Origin of the sequence: Methylobacterium jeotgali (assembly GCF_022179345.1) — a bacterium.
GTDB classification, from domain to species: Bacteria; Pseudomonadota; Alphaproteobacteria; order Rhizobiales; family Beijerinckiaceae; genus Methylobacterium; species Methylobacterium jeotgali.
Window position 1 is genome coordinate 12397 of sequence record NZ_BPQR01000022.1, and the last position, 17047, is coordinate 29443.

Consider the following 17047-nt stretch of genomic DNA (forward strand, 5'->3'; position numbering starts at 1 on the left):
GACATGATCAGCCGCATCCTCGACTTCTCCGTGCACCAGCGCTGGCTGGTTCTGCTCCTGTCGCTGCTGGCCGCCGGCTTCGGCGGCTACTCGGTCACCAAGCTGCCGATAGACGCGGTGCCCGACATCACCAACAACCAGGTGCAGATCAACACGACGGCGCCGTCGCTCTCGCCCGTCGACATCGAGAAGCAGGTCACCTACCCGGTCGAGACCGCGCTCGCGGGCATCAAGGGGCTCGAATACACCCGCTCGCTCTCGCGCAACGGCTTCTCGCAGGTCACCGCGGTCTTCGCGGAGAAGCTCGACATCTACTTCGCCCGCCAGCAGGTCGCCGAGCGCCTCGCGCAGGTGAGGCGGGACCTGCCGCCCGGCACCGAGCCCAGCATGGGGCCGATCTCGACCGGGCTGGGCGAGATCTACATGTGGTCGATCCATTACGCGAAGCCCGGCGAGCGCACGGTCTCGAAGGCGGGCAAGCCCGGCTGGCAGCCCGATGGCAGCTACCTGACCCCCGAGGGCCAGCGCCTGAAGACCGAGCTGGAGCAGACCGCCTACCTGCGCACCGTCCAGGACTGGATCATCCGCCCCCTAGTCAAGACCGTGTCCGGCGTGGCCGGGGTCGACGGCATCGGCGGCTTCGAGAAGCAGTACCACGTCCAGCCCGACCCGACGCGGCTCGCGTCCCTCGACCTGTCCTTCTCGGACGTCGCCCGGGCGCTGGAGGCCAACAACGCCAACCAGGGCGCCCGCTACCTGGAGGACAACGGCGAGGGCTACGTCGTGCGCGCCGCCGGCCGCCTGGAGAGCATGGACGAGATCGGCGACGTGGTCGTCGCCACCCGGGGCGGCGTGCCGGTGCGGATCAAGGACATCGCCGAGGTCCGCATCGGGCGCGACCTGCGCACGGGCTCGGGCAGCGAGGACGGCCAGGAGGTCGTCGTCGGCACCGCCCTGATGCTGATCGGCGAGAACAGCCGCACGGTGGCTGCCGCGGTCGACGCGCGCATGGAACAGATCCGCAAGAGCCTGCCGCCCGGCGTCGAGGTCCAGACCGTCCTCGACCGGACCCGGCTCGTCGAGGCGACCGTGAAGACGGTGGTGAAGAACCTGTCCGAGGGCGCGGCTCTCGTCATCGTCATCCTGTTCCTGCTGCTCGGCAACATCCGGGCCGCCATCATCACGGCCCTGGTCATCCCGGTCGCCATGCTGATGACCATGACCGGCATGGTCGAGGCGAAGATCTCGGCCAACTTGATGAGCCTCGGCGCCCTCGATTTCGGGCTGATCGTCGACGGGGCGGTGATCATCACCGAGAACGCCCTGCGCCACCTCGCAGAGAAGCAGCAGGAGCTGGGCAGGGGGCTCGACACCGAGGAGCGCCTCCAGACGGTCCGCGCCTCAGCCGAGGAGATGATCAAGCCGTCGCTCTACGGGCAGGCGATCATCATCTTGGTCTACGTCCCGCTCCTGACCTTCACGGGGGTCGAGGGCAAGATGTTCGAGCCGATGGCGCTGACCGTGATCATCGCGCTCGTGGCGGCCTTCGTGCTGTCGCTGACCTTCGTGCCGGCGCTCATCGCCATCGTCATCACCGGCAAGGTCACGGAGAAGGACAACCTCATCATCCGGGCGCTCAAGGCCGCTTACCGCCCGGTGCTCGGCGCGGCGGTCCGGGCGCCGTTCGTCTTCGTCGGCGCGGCGCTCCTGCTGCTCGTCGGGGCGGGCATCCTGTTCACCCGCCTCGGGACCGAGTTCATCCCGCAGCTCGACGAGAAGAGCATCGCCCTCAACGCCACCCGAATCCCATCGACCTCCCTCACCCAGTCGCAGGCGATGCAGCTCAAGGTCGAGAAGGTGGTCTCGAAATTCCCGCAGGTGGCCTACGTCTTCTCGAAGACCGGCACCGCCGAGGTCGCCTCCGACCCGATGCCGCCGAACTCCTCAGACACCTTCGTCATCCTGAAACCCCAGGAGGAGTGGCCCGAGCCGAGCCTGTCCAAGGCCGAGTTGCAGGAGCAGATCGAGAAGGCGGTCGGGGCGCTCGCCGGCAACGTCTACGAGTTCTCCCAGCCGATCCAGCTGCGCTTCAACGAGCTGCTCGCCGGCACCCGGGGCGACCTCGCCGTGAAGGTGTTCGGCGACGAGTTCGAGCCGATGCTGAAGGCGGCCAACCAGGTCGCGGCGGTCCTGAAGGGCATCGACGGCGCCGAGGACGTCAAGGTCGAGCAGACGGCGGGCCTGCCGTTCCTGGAGATCAAGATCAACAAGGCCGAGGCGGCGCGCTACGGCCTGAGCACCGGGGCGATCCAGGAGGTCATCGGCGCGGCCATCGGGGGACGGGACGCCGGCGTCGTGTTCGAGGGCGACCGTCGCTTCCCCATCGTCGTGCGCCTGACCGACAAGGTCCGCGAGGACCGGGAGGCCCTGGAGAACATCCCGGTGCCGCTGCCGGCGGGCCCGAACGGCCGGGCGAGCTCGGTCCTGCTCAAGCAGGTGGCGAGCTTTTCGGTCACCGAGGGACCGAACCAGATCTCGCGCGAGAACGGCAAGCGGCGGGTCGTGGTCACGGCCAACGTGCGCGGGCGGGACATCGGCTCGCTCGTCGCGGAGGCGCAGGCGAAGGTTGGAAGCCAGGTGCAGCTGCCGCCAGGTTCCTACCTCACCTGGGGCGGGCAGTTCGAGAACCTCGCCTCGGCCAAGCGGCGGCTGATGGTGGTGGTACCGGTCTGCTTCTTCCTGATCTTCCTGTTGCTGTACTCGGCCCTGGGCTCGCCGCGGGACGCGCTGCTGGTGTTCAGCGCGGTGCCGCTTGCCCTCACCGGGGGCATCTTCGCGCTTTGGCTGCGCGGCATGCCGGTCTCGGTACCGGCGGCGGTCGGGTTCATCGCGCTCTCGGGCGTTGCGGTCCTCAACGGCCTCGTCATGCTGACCTTCATCAAGCAGCTCGTGGCGGAGGGCCGGCCGAAGCGCGAGGCCATCCTGGAGGGCGCCATGACCCGGTTGCGGCCGGTGGCGATGACGGCGCTGGTCGCCTCGCTCGGCTTCGTGCCCATGGCCATCGCCACCGAGACCGGCGCCGAGATCCAGCGGCCGCTCGCCACCGTGGTCATCGGTGGCCTGATCAGCGCCACCCTGCTGACCCTGATCGTGCTGCCGGCCCTGTACGCCCGGTTCGGCAAGGTTGTCGTCCCGAAGGTCGCGGAGCGGCCGCGGGAGCCGGGGCCACGACACCTCAAGGCGGCGGAGTAGACGAGATGCGACGCGTCCCAACCTGGTTGGCGGCTCCTTTCGCCTTCCTCGCGCTGACGGGTGCGGCTCCGGGCGCGGACGGAGGCGTCGGCGAGGCTCCGTTCGGCCTCGCGTGGGGGCCCGTCGCCGACGTGCCGCGCCCGCTCAAGGCCGACCGCGAGGCCAACCTGACCGCGCTGTACTACCCGCGTGGCTGGCGGCCGGCCGTCGGGTCGGCAACGGCCGAGGTCGTGCTGGTGGTCTGCCGCGAGGAGGGTCTGCAGGAGGTCGTCTGGGTGGGGCTCCCCCTGGCGGGCGAGGAACTCGCGCGCGTGCGCCGCGCCATCCACGACGAAGGGGTGCGCCGCTACGGCGAGCCGACACCGGGGCCATCGGCCGATTCCGAGCTCTGGCCCGGCGGTCGGGCTCTCCTGGCCAGCCGCGAGGCTCCGGACGGGCGGCACGAGCTCGTCATGGCGGCGTTCGGTCCCGGCTACGCGGCCTGCTCGGCCGCCCACCTCGCCGCGACCGGACACCCCGCCGGCGCGCACGTGGCCGAGCTCATCGGCTCCTCCGGCCCCTGAGGCGGCCGGTCCGGGACGGCAACGAAAGACTGGGAGCGACATGGGACACGGACACGCGCACGGCGGCGGCCACGGGCATTCGCACGGCGGCGGCATACCCGCGGGCTCGGCGGCGGGCAGGAACAAGGGGCGCCTAGCCTGGGCGCTCGCCCTGACGCTGACCTACATGGCCGCGGAGGTCGTCGGCGGCCTGCTCACCGGCAGCCTCGCGCTGCTGGCCGATGCCGCCCACATGGTCACGGATGCCGGCGGCCTCGCGCTGTCGCTGCTCGCCATCCACTACGCGGCCAAGGCGCCGTCGCCGGGCAAGAGCTTCGGCTACATGCGCTTCGAGATCCTGGCGGCCCTCGCCAACGCCGTCGTGCTGCTCGGGGTGACGGCCTACATCCTGTACGAGGCCTACCGGCGCTTCTTCGAGCCGACCGAGATCCTCGGCTGGCCGATGATGCTGGTCGCGTTCGTCGGCCTCGGGGTGAACCTCGCCAGCATGAGACTCCTCGCGGGCGGATCGTCGGAAAGCCTCAACGTCAAGGGCGCCTACTTCGAGGTCTTCTCCGACATGCTGGGTTCGGTCGGCGTCATCGCCGCGGCCCTCGTGGTGATGGCGACGGGCTGGCGATGGGTCGATCCGCTGGTCGGCGCCGGCATCGGCCTGTTCATCGTGCCGCGCACCTGGCGCCTGTTGAGCGAGGCGCTTCACATCCTGCTGGAGGGAACGCCTCTGGGTGTCGATCTTGCCGCGCTACGAACGGAGATCGAGGCGATGCCTGGCGTGCGGCGCGCCTACGACCTTCATGCCTGGACGCTGACCTCCGGCTTCGACGCGATGAGCGGCCACGTGGTCATGGACGACGTCGCCGCCGGACCCGACCTCATCCGCGCGGTCCGGCGTCTGGTGAAGGAGCGACACGGCATCGAGCACGTCACCGTCCAGGTCGAGGACGAGGCGCTTTCGGCCGAGGCCGCGCGCCTGCCCGTGTGACGGCGAGCATCCGGCATGAGCAAGAAATCGGCGCGGCTGCAGAGCGAGTGGGCGCCAAATCCTCGGCGCAAGCGACGGGTCAGGCCATACGTCCGCAAAGCCGCGGATCGAATGATGATAGCGATCTGTATCGGATTGCCTCTGGCCGTATTGTTTCTCCAATACTTCAAGCACCTCATGAAGTGATGCCTGAGTAATGATGCTTGACTATGCAAGGTGTTTTCAATGAATGATCTACAAACGCACCATTTTGCCGTGACGACAACGGCGATGCTTGCGGTTCTGAGAACATCGACCATCGCCATGATGACCCTTCTCATGCAAAAACTTTCAGCACCTGAACGGGAAGAGGTTTTCGCAGAGATCGCGGCGACAATCGGTGAGTTGACCCCGGATTATTCCCAGGCAGGCCCCGTGGGGACCAAGTTCTACGAAGAGGTGGTGGCCGAGGCGCCGGCGCTCGCGAAGGCATTCGTCCAAGATTTGCGTAGATCTCTTGGTTGAAATCCGATGAGACCATTTATCAGTTATCGAGTGTTGGTGACGGAGAGCAGAGGTCCCGCGGACCTGACGCGCCTGTCGCCTTTTCTGTGCTCGGTGCCCGGCCCGTCACTGAGGCTTAGGCGTCTCCGTATCGAGTGCCAACTGGGCATGGCGGATCTTCCTGGCGACACCGCGCCTGCGCGGGTTGCTCGCCCTGAATTTCGCCGTCGCGGCGGCCGGCGCCATGGTCATCGTCAATACCGTGGTAATCGTCCAGGCCCTGCTCGGACGCCCCCAGCACGACGTCGCCCTTGCCCTTGGACCCTTCGGCGCGGGCTCGATGGCCGCCGCCCTGGTCCTACCGCGGGTCCTGGACCGCCTGTCCGACAGGGGTGTGATGCTGCCGTCCGCCGCCTTCCTCGGAGTCGTCCTCGTCGGGGTCGCTGCCCTGACCTGGTGCGGGGCCATCGGCTGGCCCGTACTGCTCGGGACCTGGCTCGTCCTTGGGATCGGCTACTCCGCCGCCCAGTTCGCGCTCTCGCACGCGTCGTGGCTCCTCACTTACCCGCTGGCGGGCTGCCTCGGCGCTGCCGTCGGGATGCCCGCGACCCTGGCGGCACTCGGCGCCCTGACCGTCGCGGGCGTCGCGGCGGCGGCCATGCTTTGGCCTGCATCCGACCCGGACGTCGTCGCACATGCCCACGCGGACCTCGACCCGTCCCACCCCCACGTGCGGGGGATCGGTCAGGGCCGGCACGAGCATGCTTTCGTCATCGACGACCTGCATCGGCAATGGCCGTCCAGGGCGAATTAGGAACCACACGGCGAGCGTTGGAACGGCGACGCTCAGGGGGGGGCGTCGGGTGCCGGACATCCCTCATCCGATGGTCTGTCGGGGGCCGTGAGGATTGCGTCGCGGCAGGTCCGCATCGAGGGGAACACGGCATGAGGACGTTGCTCGGATCCTGGCAGCTGTGGGCGCTGCTTTCTGCCGCCTTCGCGGCGTTGACCGCGATCTTCGCCAAGGTCGGCATCGAGAACGTCAATTCCGACTTCGCCACCTTCATCCGCACGGTCGTCATACTCTGCGCCCTCGGCGCCATCCTGGTCGGCACGGTCCAGTGGGTACCGGTCGGGTCGGTCTCGGCCAGGACCTACGTGTTCCTGGTGCTCTCGGGCCTCGCCACGGGCGGCTCATGGATCTGCTACTTCCGCGCCCTCAAGCTCGGCGAGGCCAGCCGCGTGGCCCCGGTCGACAAGCTCAGCGTCGTGCTGGTGGCCGTCTTCGGGGTCGTCTTCCTCGGCGAACGTCTATCTCCACCGAATTGGCTCGGCGTCGCCCTCATCGCCGCCGGGGCCGTGCTCGTCGCCTATCGAGGATGAAGCCGGCGGGAAGGGATGCGTCGCGGCGCAGTCCAGGGCGAGGGCTCGAAACCGGACGGACCGACCGATGCGCGTGCTGTTGATCGAGGACGACCGGATGATCGGCGAAGGGCTGTCGAACGGCCTCTCGGCCGAGGGCTATTCCGTCGATTGGGTCCGCGACGGCGGCGAGGCCGAGACGGCCCTGCTCAACGGCGGCCACGCGCTCGCGCTGCTCGACCTCGGCCTGCCGGGCGGGGACGGACTTCGGGTGCTTCGATCCGCCCGGGCGGCCGGGATCGACACGTCGGTGCTCATCATCACGGCGCGGGACGGCCTCGAAAGCCGCGTCGCAGGCCTCGACCTCGGGGCGGACGATTACCTGGTCAAGCCGTTCGAGATGCGCGAGCTGCTCGCCAGGATGCGGGCCATCCTGCGCCGTCGGGCCGGGCGGGCGAGCGCGCGGCTCGTGGCCGCCGAGACCGAACTCGACACGGAAAGCCACGTCCTGTCCCACGCCGGGACCGTCGCGGTCCTGTCGGCGCGCGAATACGCCCTCATGCACGCCCTGATGGAGCGACCGGGGCGCATCCTCTCTCGTGCGCAGATCGAGGAACGCATCTACGGGTGGGGCGAGGAGGTCGAGAGCAACGCGGTGGACGCCCTGATCCTCACGGTCCGTCGAAAGGTCGGCAAGGGCGTGATCCTGAATGTCCGCGGCGCAGGTTGGATGGTACCCAAGCCATGAGGGCCGCCTCCCTGCGCCGCACGACGCTCGTCTGGATGACCGCCCTGCTCGCCGGAATCGGCTTGGCCGCGATGGTCGCGGCCTATGCCCTCGCGCGGATCGAGGCGGCCGATTTCCTCGACGGGCAGTTGCGGCAAGTCGCCCTCAACGCCGGTCCCGGGCTAACGGACGCGGACGCGCCGCCCGCCGCCGACCAGGACCCGGAGGACCAACTCGCCGTCACCATCTGGAAGGACGGGCAGGTCCTGCGCGACGACCGCGGCGTCGACGTCCGCCACCCCGGCCGCACGGGATATGCGAACGTCGTCATGGGCGGCGAGCTCTGGCGCACATACACGACCGCCAACGGCACAACGACGGTCCGGGTCGCCCAGCGCGACGTCGTGAGGGCGGAGTTCGCACGCAATGCGGCGCTCGGTGCCGTGGCCCCCCTGCTGCTCCTCGTCCCGCTGTCGTGGATCGTCGTCGGCTGGGCGATGAACCGGGCGCTCGGGCGGCTCGACGGCTTGGTGCATGACCTCGCCGGGCGCGGCGCCGCCGCCCAAGGCCCCTTGCCGACGCGCGGCGTGCCGACGGAGGTGGCGCCCCTCGTCGAGGCCATGAACGGGCTCATCCTTCGCCTGCAGGCCGCTCTGGCCGCCCAGAAGCGGTTCGTCGCCGACGCGGCGCACGAACTGCGTACGCCGCTCGCCGCGATGCAGATCCAACTCGACTCCCTCGGCGGGCCTGCCGGTGGCGGGAGCGACGCGCGGCGTACGGCGCTGGCGGACGGCCTCCGGAGGGCGAACCGGCTGGTGGATCAACTGCTCCGTCTCGCCCGGCTCGACGACGGTGCCGAGGCGCGTCCTGCATCCGTCGACCTCGGCCAGCTCCTGCTCGACTGCGTCGCCGACCACGTCGTGCTCGCCGAGCGCAAGGACATCGACCTGGGCGTGCATATCGAGACACCCGCGACGCTTCACGCGTCGGAGGACGAGGTCCGCGTCCTGTTCGCCAACCTCGTCGACAACGCCCTGCGCTACACGCCGTCCGGAGGCCAGGTCGACGTCCGTCTGCTGAACCGGGACGGTGCGTGCGTCGTCACGGTTCGGGACACCGGCTGCGGGCTGCCGCCGGGAAGCGAGGGCCGCCTGTTCGACCGCTTCTTCCGGGCCGCGCCACCGGAAGTCGAAGGCACAGGGCTCGGGCTCGCCATCGCCCGCCGCATCGCGGAGCGCAACGACCTCGGCCTGACGGTCGAAAACCGACGTGACGGGCAGGGGACCCTCGCAACCGTCAGACTGCCGGCCTGAGGCCGAGCCTGCGGCTCCTTTGGACGAAGCTCATTCTGCCCTCATTATGGCTCGCTATCACGGTGCCCGACCATGACGGACGGGAGACGGGGATGAGCGAGATCCAGCGCCAGATCTTGAACAAGGTACCGGAGGTCACCGCGGTCTTCTGGGTCATCAAGATACTGTCCACGACCGTCGGCGAGACCGGCGCGGACTACCTCGCGGTGAACGTCGGCCTGGGTGCCGCCGTCACCGCCACCCTCACGGCCGGCCTCCTCGCGGCCGTCCTCGCCCTGCAGGTGCGCGAGTGGCGCTACTTGCCCTGGACCTATTGGTCGACCGTCGTCCTCGTCAGCGTGGTCGGCACGCAGGTTACCGACATCCTGACCGACAAGCTCGGCGTGAGCCTCTTCGTCAGCACCGGCGTGTTCGCGGCCGCCCTCGCCACCGTGTTCGCCCTTTGGTACGCGACCGAGCGGACGCTCTCGATCCACGCCATCGTGACCCGGCGCCGCGAGGCGTTCTACTGGCTCGCCATCCTCCTGACCTTCGCGCTCGGCACGGCCGCGGGCGACCTGGCTACCGAGGCGCTGGGGCTCGGCTTCAATCTCGGCGTCGTCATCTTCGGCACGATGCTGGCCGCCCTCGCCCTCGCCTGGCGCCTCGGCACGAACCCGGTGACGATCTTCTGGCTCGCCTACATCGTCACGCGCCCCCTCGGCGCATCGCTGGGCGATCTGCTGTCGCAGGCACGGGAATACGGCGGCCTCGGCTTCGGCACGGCCTCCACCAGCCTCGCCTTCTTCGCCGTCATCGTCGCCCTGGTGACGTCCCTGAGCCTCGTCTCCGGACGCCCTGGCGAGCCGGCCGGACAGCGGCGGGCCTGACCGTCCGCCGCCTCCCGCATCCCCATCCTCCAGTCCTTCCAACGCCGCACGACACGGAGCGAATGACCATGCGAAACATCCTCCTCGCCGCCATCGCCGCGACGGTCATCGGCGCCACGGCCGCCCCCCTGGGCCTGCAGGCGATGCAGGACGCCGCCGTCGGAGCGACGCCCAAGGCGATGGCGGCCTCGAAGCTCGGCGACCTCTCCAAGTTCCGGACCATCGTCGTCGACGTAAAGGCGATGACCGACCGGGGCGACCTCGCCGCCGCCAAGACGCGCATCAAGGACCTGGAATTGTCCTGGGACGCGTCCGAGGCCGGCCTGAAGCCGCGAGCCGCCGCCGACTGGCACGTCGTGGACAAGGCCATCGACCGCACCCTCGACGCGTTGCGGGCTTCGAACCCCGATCCGGCCGCCTGCCGTCGCGCGGTCGACGACCTGCTCGCCATCATCGACCAGACCCACACCGCGTGAGCCAGCCCTCGCTTTCCCACGGCAGCCCGATGCAACCGATCGAGCGACCCGGACACGTCGAACCCGCCAAAGTGCCAGAAGCCACCGCCGGGTTCTGGGCCATCAAGATCGTGGCCACGACGTTGGGCGAGGTCGGCGGCAACGCGGTCACGTTGACGCTCGGTCTCGGCTATCTCGCCGGCACGGCGATCTTCGGGGCCGCCCTGGCGGTGCTGCTCGCCGCACAGGTCCGGGCGGACCGCTTCCAGCCGCTCCTGTACTGGGCCGTGGTCACCGCGACGACGCTCGCAGGCACGACCCTCGCCGACTTCTGCGACCGGTCCCTCGGCATCGGCTACGCGGGCGGGTCCCTGGTGTTGCTCGGATTGGTCGTCGCGACCCTGATCCTGTGGAAGCGCACGCTCGGCACGGTCGCCGTGGAGACGGTACGGTCCCCGCGGGCCGAAGGTTTCTATTGGGCCACGGTCATGTTCTCCCAGACGCTCGGCACCGCGTTGGGCGACTGGATGGCCGACAGCAGCGGACTCGGGTACAACGGGAGCGCGCTCCTCATCCTCGTCGCGCTGGTCGTGGTCACGGCCCTCCAACTGCGAACGCGCGTTTCCAGGCCGATGCTGTTCTGGACGGCGTTCGTCCTGACGCGGCCGCTCGGCGCCACCCTCGCCAACTCGCTCGACAAGCCAGTCGCTTCCGGCGGCCTGGGCATCGACGACATCACGATCTCCGGCGTGCTCGCGCTCGTCATGGCCGGGCTCGTCCTCCTCATCCCGCAGCGTGCCGGTCGCCGGGCGGCCTGCGCCGACGCGCCGTGAGGTTTCCCCTCGAAGAAGGAGCAGGTCCGATGGACGACCGTTACGAACGCGCTCTGAGCAAGGTGCCGGAGGTCACGCTGGGCTTTTGGATCATCAAGATCCTGGCCACGACGCTCGGGGAGACCGGCGGCGATACCGTCACCATGACCCTCAATTGGGGCTACCTCGCCGGTACCGCCCTGTTCGCCGTGCTGCTGGTCGCGCTCGTGGTCGCCCAGGTCATGTCGAAGCGGTTCCACCCGGTCCTGTACTGGTCCACGATCGTCGCCTCGACCACCTTCGGTACGACGATGGCGGACTTCGCCGACCGCTCGCTCGGCATCGGGTACACCGGCGGGTCGACCCTGCTCCTCGTTTGCCTCGCGGCCGTGCTCGGGCTCTGGTACGCGACCGAGGGCACCGTGTCGGTGAACACGGTTTCGACCCCCCGGGTCGAAGCGTTCTATTGGGGGGCGATCACCTTCTCGCAGACGTTGGGCACCGCGCTCGGCGACTGGCTCGCGGACACCGGCGGCCTCGGCTACGAGGGCGGCGCCCTCGTCTTCGCGGCGGCGCTCGCGGTCGTCGTCGCCCTTTACTACCGGACCTCGGTTTCGCGCGTCACGCTCTTCTGGGCGGCGTTCATCCTGACCCGCCCGCTCGGGGCCACGGTGGGCGATTTCCTCGACAAGCCGGTCGCCGACGGCGGGTTGAACCTGAGCCGGCCGCTCGCCTCCGCCGTGATCGCGGCCTTCATCGTCGCGCTCATCGTCCTCCTCCCGCAAAGGGCCGGTCAGCATCCGACAGAGGGAGCACAGGCGTCGCGCTGACCCGGACGTTCCCGTGCGAGCGCCGAACGGCCACCGTGCCTTGCCCAAAGCTTCCGGATCGCCACGTCCAAGCGTATGATGAGGGGGAACCTATAGTGCCAAAGCATGCCCGCTGCATTACGCGACGACTTCATCGGGCTGGATGAGTACGAACGCCTCTGCGAAGCGGCGGAGGAAGGGGAGCGGCTGGAGTACATCGACGGGCAGGTTGTCCGCATGCTGGTCGGCGGCTCCATCGCCCACCATGCCTTGACCCGGTGCCTCGATAACCTGATTGCCGACCGCCTCCCCCCGGCGGGCCGTGCGCGTCATTACGTCAGACGATGCGGCTCCAAGCGGGAACGGCACGCGTCTACCCGGATGTCTTCGTCGCCTGCGGGGATACCGTCGAACCGGATCCGGAGACCAACAGCGTCCGTTCGGCGACCGTCATCGTGGAGGTTCTGCCCCCCGCGACCGAACGGTACGACCGCGGCGGGAAATGGCTCGAATACCAGACGCTGCACGACCTCATGCATTTCGTCCATGTCGCGCAGGACCAACGCCGGGTCGGATTCTTCCACCGTCAGGGAGACGGATGGCACTACGAACTCCTACAAGGACCGGACGCCGTCCTTCGGCTAGCGGCCATCGGGGTCGAGTTGAGGCTCGACGATTTCTACTCGTCCATCCCGCTGCTAGCCACGGAGGGCGGCGACCTCGCTACCCAAGCCACGTTTGCCACCGTTCAGGTATCGGGCATTGCGGGGATGAAGGGTCTTCCACGCTCGCCGGACATCTACGCCATGGTTACGGAGATGGACGCCGGCGAGTGTGAGGCGGCCGTAGCTGCCATCGTCGGCTTGGTCGGTACGCCCGCGATGGTGGATTGGAAGTCCGTACTGCCGGAGCGGCTGCAGAACCGGCTGGATGCTGTTCTGAGCGCCAGCACTTACTATTAGGCAGTCCTTTCAGGAGCCGGGCGGCTTAATCATAACCGAAGGGGGGCGGCCCCATGAGGGCTTGGGCGTCCTCCAACGCCCGGTCGACGTTGCGGGGGTGTTTGCCCGCTCTGGCACCCGCCGCGACGACCAACGCCGGATGGAACCCCGTCTTCATTACCCACTCCGAACCTAAGCGGTCCGTACCCCGACGGCTAGGGCGGCCATGGCGCTCAGCAGGTAACCGACCTCAAAGCGTTGGATCTCGGTCACCAAAGGGCACTGACGAAAGCTTGATGTTGACAGCGGAGAGCATCTCTGAATCAATGCTCTCCCAACCTGAAAACCTGCCGATACGCCGGCGAGGTCAGGCTTCTCAGTAAATCGGTCCACATAATTCGCTTCCCGGGACATATTTTACTGAGAAATTACAGTCCCGGCCAGCTACACGTCGAGGTTGGCCACGAGCAGGGCGTTCTCCTGGATGAACTCCCGGCGGGGCTCGACCACGTCGCCCATCAGCTTGACGAAGAGGTCGTCGGCGTCGGTCGTGTCCTTGACCTTCACCTGAAGGAGCGAGCGCACGTCGCGGTCCAGCGTCGTCTCCCAGAGCTGCTGGGCGGTCATCTCGCCGAGGCCCTTGTAGCGCTGAAGCTGGAGGCCCTTGCGGCCGAAGGCCATCACGGACTCGAACAGGCCCACGGGCCCGTGCAGCACGCTCTCGTCGTTCTTGCGCACGAGCGTGGCGGGCTCGCCGTAGACGTCGCGCAGGTTGTCGGCGAAGCCCGCCAGCCGGCGCGCCTCCTGCGAAGCCACGAGACCGGCGTCGAGCGTCGCGACCTGGCGCACGCTGCGCAGCGTCCGGCTGAGCACGTAGCCGCCCTCGGAGGCCTCGCCCGTCCAGCCGCGCTCGATCTCGTCGGCGATGGCGTCGAGGCGCTTGGCCGTCATGTCGGCGAGCACCTCGGCCTCCGCCGGGTTCTCGGCAGCGTCGGAGCGGAGCGCGCCCGCGATCACCGCCTGCTCGACCACGGCCCGGTCGTAGCGGGTGTGGAGCGATTGCAGCGTCGAGCGGAAGGCGCGGGCCTCGTCGACGAGGGCGCGCAGCTGCTCGCCCGCGAACTCGGTGCCCGAGGCGAGCCGGAGCACGGCCCCCTCGATGCCCTGGTCCACGAGGTAGTCCTCGAGCGCCCGTTCGTCCTTGAGGTAGAGCACCTTGCGGCCGCGCTCGGCTTTGTAGAGGGGCGGCTGGGCGATGTAGAGGTGCCCGCGCTCGATCAGCTCCGGCATCTGGCGGAAGAAGAACGTCAGCAGCAGGGTGCGGATGTGCGAGCCGTCCACGTCCGCATCGGTCATGATGATGATGCGGTGGTAGCGCAGCTTCTCCGGGTTGAAGCCCTCCCGGTCCGTCGAGGAGCGGCCGATCCCGGCGCCGAGCGCGGTGATGAGCGTGCCGATCTCGGCCGAGGACAGCATCCGGTCGGCGCGCACCCGCTCGACGTTGAGGATCTTTCCGCGCAGCGGCAGGACCGCCTGGAAGGTGCGGTCCCGACCCTGCTTGGCCGAGCCGCCGGCGGAATCGCCCTCCACCAGCAGGATCTCGCACTTCGTCGGGTCGCGCTCCTGGCAGTCGGCGAGCTTTCCGGGCAGCGAGGCGATGTCGAGGGCGCCTTTCCGGGTCACGGTCTCGCGGGCCTTGCGGGCGGCCTCGCGGGCGGAGGCCGCGAGCACCACCTTGGCGATCACCGAGCGGGCCGGCTGCGGGTTCTCCTCCAGCCAGTTCGAGAGGCCCTCGTTGAGGACGTTCTCGACGGCCGGGCGCACCTCGGAGGAGACGAGCTTGTCCTTCGTCTGTGAGGAGAACTTCGGGTCGGGCACCTGCACGGAGATGACGGCCGTGAGCCCCTCGCGGCAATCCTCGCCGGTGAGCGAGACCTTCTCGCGCTTGGCGATGCCGGAGGATTCCGCGTAGCCGGTGATCTGCCGGGTCAGCGCCGCGCGGAAGCCCGCCATGTGGGTGCCGCCGTCCCGCTGGGGGATGTTGTTGGTGAAGGGCAGCACGGTCTCGTTGTACGCGTCGTTCCACCAGAGCGCGCACTCGACGCGGATGCCGTCGCGCTCGGAGCGCACGTAGATCGGTTTGGCGACGCCCTCGATGGGTTTGCGGGAGCGGTCGAGGTAGCGCACGAAGGCCTCGATGCCGCCCTCGTAGCAGAGCTCCTCGCGCTTGTGCTCTGCGTGGCGCGCGTCGGTGAGCACGATGCGCACGCCGGAGTTGAGGAAGGCGAGCTCCCTCAGGCGCTTCTCCAGGGTCGGATAGTCGAACTCGACGAGGGAGAAGGTCTCGGGCGAGGGCAGGAACGTGACCTCGGTGCCGCGCCGGCCGCCGCCGTCGCCGACCACCTTGAGAGGGGCCACCGCGTCGCCGTGGCGGAACTCCATCGCGTGCTCCTGGCCGTTGCGCCAGATGCGCAGCTTCAGGCTCACGGACAGCGCGTTGACGACCGAGACGCCGACGCCGTGGAGGCCGCCGGAGACCTTGTAGGAGTTCTGGTCGAACTTACCGCCGGCGTGGAGCTGGGTCATGATGACCTCGGCCGCCGAGACGCCCTCCTCCTTGTGGATGTCCACGGGGATGCCGCGGCCGTTGTCGGTGACCGTGCAGGAGCCGTCGGCGTTGAGGGTCACGGTGACGAGGTCGGCGTGGCCCGCGAGCGCCTCGTCGATGGCGTTGTCGACCACCTCGTAGACCATGTGGTGGAGGCCCGAGCCGTCGTCGGTATCGCCGATATACATGCCGGGGCGCTTGCGCACGGCGTCGAGCCCCTTGAGCACGCGGATCGACTCCGCGCCGTAGGCGTCGGTGGGCTCGGTCTGGGGGATGTCGGACATGGAGTTCCCTGAGGGCTTACGTCAGGCGAGCGCGCCTCGGAGGAGGGGCGCCGGATGGTGGCCTGAGGCCCGATTCGTCACGTGCACCTGATATAGGCGTTCCGCGTTGAAATTGCATCGTTTCCGGGCCCTCGGCAGGCCCGGAAAACACCCCTTCCCGAGCGGTTTGCCAGAGGCCTCCGCCCGGCGCAAATCGCGGGGGCCGGAAGGCCGTCAATCCTGGAGGAACGGGTTCGTCTCGCGCTCCTCGCCGAGCACGCCGGTGGGGCCGTGGCCGGGGATGAAGGCGACGTCGTCGCCGAGCGGCAGCACCTTCTCGCGGATGGCGCGGATGAGCTGGGCGTGGTTGCCGCCGGGGAGATCGGTGCGCCCGACGGAGCCCTTGAAGATCACGTCGCCCACGAGCGCGAAGCGGGCGTCCCGGCTCACGAACACGACGCTGCCCGGCGAGTGGCCGGGCGCGTGCAGGATGTCGAAGCTCAAGCCCCCGACGGTCACCGCGTCGCCCTCGTCGAGCCAGCGGTCCGGCGTGACGGGGCGGGCATCGGGGATGCCGTAGCCGGCGCCGGTCTCGGCGAGCGCGTCGAGGAGGAAGCGGTCGGCCTCGTGGGGGCCCTCGATCGGCACGCCGCCGAGGCGCTCCTTCAGCTCGGCGGCCCCGCCGGCATGGTCGATATGGCCGTGGGTGAGCAGGATCTTCTCGACCGTGATCCCCTGCCCCCGGATCGCCTCCTCGATGCGGTCGAGGTCGCCCCCCGGATCGACCACGGCGCCGACCTTGGTGGCGTCGTCCCAGATCAGGGTGCAGTTCTGCTGGAAGGGCGTGACCGGGACGATCCCGGCGCGGGGCGTGGCGGGCATTGGGGCTCCGGGTTGGTCTCGAAAGAGGCGTCCGTCGACGCTCTCTAGCCCGGATCGCGCGCCGAGGGGACCCGAGGCATTCCTCAGCGCTGTGCGTCGGTGGCCATGCGCACCGCGAAGGCGGCGAGCACGGTGGCCGTCAGCCAGCGCTGCAGCGTGCTCCAGAACGGCCGCTCCCGCAGGAACCGGGCGATGGAGCCCGCGCCCATGGCGATCATCGCGTTGACGGCGACGCTCACCGCGATCTGCACCGAGCCGAGGACGAGCGCCTGCGAGAGGACGCTGCCGTGATCCGGCGCGATGAACTGCGGCAGCAGCGAGAGGTAGAGCACCGCGACCTTCGGGTTGAGGAGGCTCGTGAGCAGCCCCATCAGGAACAGGCGCCGGGTGCCGTCGGGCTTGAGGTCGCGCAGCGCGAAGGGCGAGCGGCCCCCCGGCCGCACCGCGCTCCAGGCGAGCCAGAGCAGGTACAGGGCGCCGCCGAGGCGCAGCGCGTCGTAGGCGTAGGGCACGGCGAGCAGAAGCACGGTGATGCCGAAGGCCGCGCAGAGCATGTAGATGACGAAGCCGAGCGCCACGCCGCCGAGCGAGACCAGCGCCGCCCGCCGCCCTTGCGAGACCGCGCGGGAGATCAGGTAGATCATGTTCGGCCCCGGCGTCAGCACCAGGCCGAGGGCGACGAGAGCGAAGGCGAGAAGGACGGCGAGGTCGGGCACGGTTCGTCTC

At 69.1% G+C, this 17047-nt stretch carries 15 protein-coding genes and 1 pseudogene; 13 read left to right on the forward strand and 3 right to left on the reverse strand.

The window, feature by feature from the left end; genetic code table 11:
• Positions 1-3 precede the first annotated feature (3 nt).
• The 13 genes and pseudogenes from MFF04_RS06785 to MFF04_RS06845 form a co-directional block, all read left to right on the forward strand.
• Entirely contained in the window at positions 4-3252 is a 3249-nt protein-coding gene (locus tag MFF04_RS06785) for an efflux RND transporter permease subunit (protein ID WP_007563935.1), read from the forward strand.
• 5 nt (positions 3253-3257) lie between these two features.
• Positions 3258-3815: a hypothetical protein gene (locus MFF04_RS06790; RefSeq protein WP_007563933.1), complete on the forward strand. Its 558-nt coding sequence runs from the start codon at positions 3258-3260 to the stop codon at positions 3813-3815.
• A gap of 40 nt (positions 3816-3855) precedes the next feature.
• Complete coding sequence (locus MFF04_RS06795; protein WP_007563931.1) at positions 3856-4797, forward strand: cation diffusion facilitator family transporter; 942 nt, start codon at positions 3856-3858, stop codon at positions 4795-4797.
• 225 nt (positions 4798-5022) lie between these two features.
• The gene (locus MFF04_RS06800; protein WP_238274681.1) at positions 5023-5301 is read left to right on the forward strand and encodes a hypothetical protein; all 279 of its coding nucleotides are present in this window, start codon (positions 5023-5025) and stop codon (positions 5299-5301) included.
• Between the two features lie 184 nt (positions 5302-5485).
• A complete protein-coding gene (locus tag MFF04_RS06805; RefSeq protein WP_007563927.1) occupies positions 5486-6094 on the forward strand; it encodes an MFS transporter in 609 nt (202 codons plus the stop codon).
• A 131-nt stretch (positions 6095-6225) separates the two neighbouring features.
• Positions 6226-6663, forward strand: a complete 438-nt coding sequence (locus MFF04_RS06810) for an EamA family transporter (protein ID WP_050733501.1) — start codon at positions 6226-6228, stop codon at positions 6661-6663.
• A 67-nt stretch (positions 6664-6730) separates the two neighbouring features.
• Complete coding sequence (locus tag MFF04_RS06815; RefSeq protein ID WP_050733500.1) at positions 6731-7390, forward strand: response regulator transcription factor; 660 nt, start codon at positions 6731-6733, stop codon at positions 7388-7390.
• Positions 7387-8682, forward strand: a complete 1296-nt coding sequence (locus tag MFF04_RS06820; protein WP_007563921.1) for a sensor histidine kinase — start codon at positions 7387-7389, stop codon at positions 8680-8682. The genes MFF04_RS06815 and MFF04_RS06820 overlap by 4 nt, the downstream gene beginning before the upstream one ends.
• A 92-nt stretch (positions 8683-8774) precedes the next feature.
• A complete protein-coding gene (locus MFF04_RS06825) occupies positions 8775-9551 on the forward strand; it encodes a COG4705 family protein (RefSeq protein ID WP_050733499.1) in 777 nt (258 codons plus the stop codon).
• A gap of 68 nt (positions 9552-9619) precedes the next feature.
• Positions 9620-10027, forward strand: coding sequence for a hypothetical protein (locus MFF04_RS06830; protein ID WP_050733520.1), 408 nt, complete (start codon positions 9620-9622; stop codon positions 10025-10027).
• Positions 10028-10056: 29 nt separating this feature from the next.
• On the forward strand, positions 10057-10839 hold the full coding sequence (locus MFF04_RS06835) for a COG4705 family protein (protein WP_238274766.1): 783 nt from the start codon (positions 10057-10059) through the stop codon (positions 10837-10839).
• 29 nt (positions 10840-10868) lie between these two features.
• Positions 10869-11648: a COG4705 family protein gene (locus MFF04_RS06840; protein WP_050733497.1), complete on the forward strand. Its 780-nt coding sequence runs from the start codon at positions 10869-10871 to the stop codon at positions 11646-11648.
• A gap of 314 nt (positions 11649-11962) precedes the next feature.
• Positions 11963-12589 (forward strand): annotated as a pseudogene (locus MFF04_RS06845) (Uma2 family endonuclease); the annotation flags it as partial.
• 423 nt (positions 12590-13012) lie between these two features.
• Here MFF04_RS06845 and gyrB read toward each other — a convergent pair.
• The 3 genes from gyrB to MFF04_RS06860 all read right to left on the reverse strand — a co-directional run bounded on the left by gyrB (position 13013) and on the right by MFF04_RS06860 (position 17037).
• Complete coding sequence (gyrB, locus tag MFF04_RS06850) at positions 13013-15460, reverse strand: DNA topoisomerase (ATP-hydrolyzing) subunit B (RefSeq protein ID WP_238274682.1); 2448 nt, start codon at positions 15458-15460, stop codon at positions 13013-13015.
• 213 nt (positions 15461-15673) lie between these two features.
• Positions 15674-16321, reverse strand: a complete 648-nt coding sequence (locus tag MFF04_RS06855) for an MBL fold metallo-hydrolase (protein ID WP_238274683.1) — start codon at positions 16319-16321, stop codon at positions 15674-15676.
• A gap of 83 nt (positions 16322-16404) precedes the next feature.
• Entirely contained in the window at positions 16405-17037 is a 633-nt protein-coding gene (locus MFF04_RS06860; protein ID WP_238274684.1) for a LysE family translocator, read from the reverse strand.
• Positions 17038-17047: the final 10 nt, after the last annotated feature.